This window comes from uncultured Rikenella sp. (assembly GCF_910579375.1).
In the GTDB taxonomy this organism is placed as follows: domain Bacteria; phylum Bacteroidota; class Bacteroidia; order Bacteroidales; family Rikenellaceae; genus Rikenella.
In genome coordinates this window covers 1-4,246 of the sequence record NZ_CAJTUJ010000156.1, presented here as the reverse complement: position 1 = coordinate 4,246, position 4,246 = coordinate 1, and the positions used below count along the sequence as shown (strand labels likewise).

The window sequence follows — 4,246 nt, the reverse complement described above, 5'->3', positions numbered from 1 at the left end:
GGGGTGAGCGGTTCCACGGGTCGTTTCTTATGGTTCGACATGCAGGGGCTGGGAACGAGCGGTACGGCGAATCGTGCTTTCGGTCTTCAGCTGCGTTGCCTCTCGGAATAAACGGACGCTAAGCGTCTTTTAATGGCCGTGTACCCCCCAAGCAACCGGCCGCTTTTCCCCAGTTTTACTGACACAGCCGCAGAAATGCGAAGCATTTCCCGTCCACGGGACGTGGGGCCCGGCCGGCCCGAGGCCAGTCTCCTCAAACCAAACCGCGGTGGGCAAATGGCAGCCTCTATCCCAAGTTTACACAGACACACACCGTTTATTCCGAGAGGCAACGCAACGGAAAACCGATCGCACGACCGCTTATGTGGCCGGGCTGGAGGTATGAAATGTAAAAATTCAAGAACACGCCGTCAGTCCCGCTAAAGGAGGAAGACCAATTACACCCGGTGTAGCCGACGTTGAGCAGCGCGCCAAATTGACTGTTAAAACCCGCGTCGCGGAAGCCCGGGGCCGGAGAACACAGCACACGAACCCCCGCCCCGTCAGAGAATGACGCCTCCGATGCAGCGACGAACCCCCACCGAACCCAGTCCCGACTTCGGCGCATAGTTCGGAAACTCGGCCGGATGCTCCTCCACGTACTCCACCGCATAGCGCAGAAACGTGCGCGCGTCCCGCAGCGCCTGGCGCGACAGCAACTGCCACTCCTCGGCCGTCGCCGCCCGGAAGCCCGACCGGGTCGTCGTTCCCGACCCCTCGTTTTCGCTGCGCGAAGTCGTCGCCACCGACCCGTTCCGAGTCTCCATATCCGTCTGCTCGGCCGAGGTCGAAACCGAACCGGAACCCGTTCGAGTCGTATCCTGCGTATCGTTCGCAATCGCCGTCCGCTGCGTTTGGGTCGACTCCTCGCGACCCGCCGTCGTGGCATCCGTCCCCGTCCGCGTCGTGGTGAGCTTCTTCGACCCCGTCTCCTCGGTCACCGCCATCTCCTCCGTCGCCGAAGTCTCGCCCTGTTTCGTCACGCTGTTCTGGGTCGTCGTCTGCTCGGTGTCCGACACGTCGGACGTCTTCCGTTCCGTGTCTTCGCGGGCCAAGACGGTATCCGTCGTCGTCGTGTCGTTCTTTTTATCCTGTACTTTTCGCGTCTCGGAGTCGGTCGTTTCCCGCATCTCTTCCGAGGCCCGCACGTGTTCCGAGGTCGAATCCTCTTTCCGGCTTCCGGTATCGTTTCGGGTGGCCGACGAGGTTCGGGTGGTCTCCTCGGCCGAAGGACGCACCACTCCCCGGTCGGCCGACCGAACCGCCAGTTCGACGATCAGTTCGTAGCGGACGAAGTGGGCCAGAGCGGGTTTGACGAAGGTGTAGACGAATTCCGGATAGCGTTCCTGGCGCATACTTTCGTACATGGCGTCTCCGAATGCGGGTCGGATGTAGCGCAATTGTGCGGCTTCGATCCTCATTTCGCGGACGTTGGCCGGGTCGATGGGGTCGTCGGCGGCGAATGCCAGCCCGACGACCTCTTCTGGTTGTATAAGTTGCATAAATACAGTCGGTTTAATTGATTAATCGATCTCTCGGAGCGGGGTTTTGATCGGGGTGTTTGACCTCCCCGCCCCGGGCAATCGCGGAGGGTACGAGGGGGCACTGCACGATGTCGGCAACCTCGGTTACGGGTGGTCTTCGACGGTCGGGGGCACGAATGGGGTGAACCTGGTTTTTGGGGTGCCCTGGGTCGTTCCCGGCTATCTGGATCACCGTACCTACGGTTTTCAGCTGCGTTGCCTCTCGGAATAAACGGACGCACAGCCTCTTCTACTGGCTGTGTCTAACCCAAATTGAAACCGAGGCGGCCGGCTTTCGAGCGCCGATCGACCCCGGGCTACCGCTTCAATGACTCGGGTATCCTGGGCAACATGGGCTATTACGGATGCTGTTGGTCGTCCGCCACAAGCAAAATCTACGGAGTACCTTTGAATTTTCATTCGCAACGCCTCAGCACTAGCGGCATGGACTACCATGCTCACAGTTTTCTGTTGCGTTGCCTCTCGGAATAAACGGGGGGTGCTCGGCACTCGAAAACTGGCCGTGTCTACCCCAAGTAACCCGAGACCTCTCCGCCAACACCTCGCGGCAGCCACGGCCCACAAAAAACCTCCCCGCCCCCCTACAGCTGAGCGAGGAACTGCTGCTGAGTCGGGTCGTCCGGATCGTAGTCGAAGCCGTCCGCCTTGCGCGCCTCCCAAACCCGCATGTAGGCCGGCTTCATCTCGAACGGCGGACGGTTGACGAACGTCAGCGACCGCACCTCCTCGCGGAACACCTCCGCACAGACCCGCCGGATCGGTTCGATGATCTCCTGCTGCTCGACCCGGATCAGCGTGTTGAGCGCAATGTTGTACTCGTGCCGCACCCGATCCGCCGAAAACCCCGTCGCATACTCCATCCCGCTCAGCGTCCGGAACCATGAGTGCGCCACGATGATATCCGACAACGCCTGGTCGTGGAGCGACTTCCAATCCCCGTCGCTCGCCGTGGTGATCGGCACGAAACGCGTCGTGTCGCTGTCGATCCCGTTTTTCACGAGGAACATCACCTGCCCCGGTTTTCCGGCGAACCGCTCCTCGGCCAGGCGGGCGATTTCGGCCGCCTCCTGTTCCGAATCCGTATCCCCGTCCAACACCATCACCCCTGAAGGCTGGAACGAATTGTCCAATCGCGAGATATTCCATCGATCCGTCTTCCAGACGATCGCCGAAGCCCCCATCCCCGCGATGTACTTCGGCACGCCGTAGTGTTCGAACATCGGTTCGTAATCCTTGTAGTGGATCACCGCCCGGAGCGTACCGTCGGGCCGGGGCTCGAAAGCCGGATAGAGCGGCAGCAGGATCGCCTCCGAAGTCCTGTACTGCTTCCAGTCGTGGTGCAGGACGACGTGGCGGTCGTCGCGCGAGAGTCGACACCGCGTGGCATCCTGATGGTACAGCGCGAGGAAGCTCCGCTTCGGGTCGGTGACCACCTCCAGAAAGGCGTTTCCCAACAGACACCGGTCGAGCGCCAGCCGCTGAACGACATTCCGCAGCGTCTGTCCCTGTCCGTTGGCTTCGGCCACCAGCTCGGCCGTTCTGGGGGCTCCCGCATCGACGCTGAGGCCGCTGCCGCTGATGTAGTCGGCCTTGTCGTTGATGATCCGTCGGTGCACCGTCGAGCTTCTGGAAAGTGCCGCCAGCGCTTCGGGGAGCCGGTTGTCGCTCCCCCACCTCCAGACCTCTTTCCGCGCAGCCTCGGCCACGGCCCTCACGGCAGGCGGCTGGGCCTGTCCGACGACGAAGATTTTACTTTTCGCTTTTCCCGTCATTTTCATATTTTTTGACACTAAAATTTCAATTTACAATACCTAATTAGATTAGCCTTGGAGGGCAGCGGGCCTTTTCCGGGTGTTCCGGATCGGGGCAGAGGCGGTCTGATTGTTTAGGGTAGAGGCGGCCATGGGTACAGGGCCAGTTCGCTTGCCGGGCGGCGCGCCCCGGGCTCCCGCGACTATATCTCTGGTAATCCGGCGCGCATTGGCTACAACGGGTACAGTTACTCGTCCACGGTCAACGGAATCAAGTGCCTATTCTTATGGCTCGATTCACAGGACCTCAACCCGAGCGGTCTGCATAGTCGTGCCCTCGGTCTTCAGTTGCGCTGCCTCTCGGAATAAACGGGGGCCGAGCAGCCCCGCCCCGGGCTACCGCCATCGGGATGCGGGCTCGCTGTACTACGTCGGCACCAACGGTTACAGCTGGGCTTCTGCGGTCAACGGTAGCAGCGGCATGTACTTGAGTTTCCACATAACAGGACTTTATACCAGCCGCACAGACAGTCGCGGCTACGGTCTGCAGTTGCGTTGCCTCTCGGAATAAACGGGGGCCGAGCAGCACCGCCCCGGGCTACCGCAACTACGCCTCGGGCGAACCGGGTGGCGTCGGCAACAACGGCTATAGCTGGTCGTCTGCGGTCAGTGGTATCGACGGGCGGTTCTTGTGGTTCTACTCGCAGGACCTCAGCCCCAGCCGCGCGCACAATCGCGGCCACGGTCTTCAGTTGCGTTGCCTCTCGGAAGAAAAGGGGCGGGTCCGCGGGGGCAAGGGACTGGAGCTACCCTAACTGGCTCAACTTTGGCAGCCGGAGCCAGCGTAGGCGCAACGAGCATCGCGAGATTGCGGCCCTACGCCGGGGGTGCTCCGGCCCGCGCGACTCTACG

General features: G+C 61.5%; 5 protein-coding genes. 3 read left to right on the top strand and 2 right to left on the bottom strand.

Features of this window, described 5'->3' with window-relative positions; translation table 11 throughout:
- Nucleotides 1-542 precede the first annotated feature (542 nt).
- Entirely contained in the window at nucleotides 543-1,541 is a 999-nt protein-coding gene (locus QZ302_RS08960) for a hypothetical protein (protein WP_294594615.1), read from the bottom strand.
- A 46-nt stretch (nucleotides 1,542-1,587) separates the two neighbouring features.
- Between QZ302_RS08960 and QZ302_RS08955 the strand changes: the two genes are divergently transcribed.
- Both QZ302_RS08955 and QZ302_RS08950 read left to right on the top strand, forming a co-directional pair.
- Entirely contained in the window at nucleotides 1,588-1,794 is a 207-nt protein-coding gene (locus tag QZ302_RS08955; RefSeq protein ID WP_294594613.1) for a hypothetical protein, read from the top strand.
- 41 nt (nucleotides 1,795-1,835) lie between these two features.
- A complete protein-coding gene (locus tag QZ302_RS08950; RefSeq protein ID WP_294594612.1) occupies nucleotides 1,836-2,054 on the top strand; it encodes a hypothetical protein in 219 nt (72 codons plus the stop codon).
- Nucleotides 2,055-2,164: 110 nt separating this feature from the next.
- Here the strand turns inward: QZ302_RS08950 and QZ302_RS08945 are convergent, their stop codons facing one another.
- Nucleotides 2,165-3,361, bottom strand: coding sequence for a phage portal protein (locus QZ302_RS08945; RefSeq protein WP_294594610.1), 1,197 nt, complete (start codon nucleotides 3,359-3,361; stop codon nucleotides 2,165-2,167).
- A 662-nt stretch (nucleotides 3,362-4,023) separates the two neighbouring features.
- On the opposite strand from QZ302_RS08945, the gene QZ302_RS08940 reads away from it, so the two are divergent.
- Nucleotides 4,024-4,149 (top strand): hypothetical protein, encoded by a 126-nt coding sequence (locus QZ302_RS08940; RefSeq protein WP_294594608.1) that lies wholly within the window; start codon nucleotides 4,024-4,026, stop codon nucleotides 4,147-4,149.
- The last annotated feature ends 97 nt before the right edge of the window (nucleotides 4,150-4,246 follow it).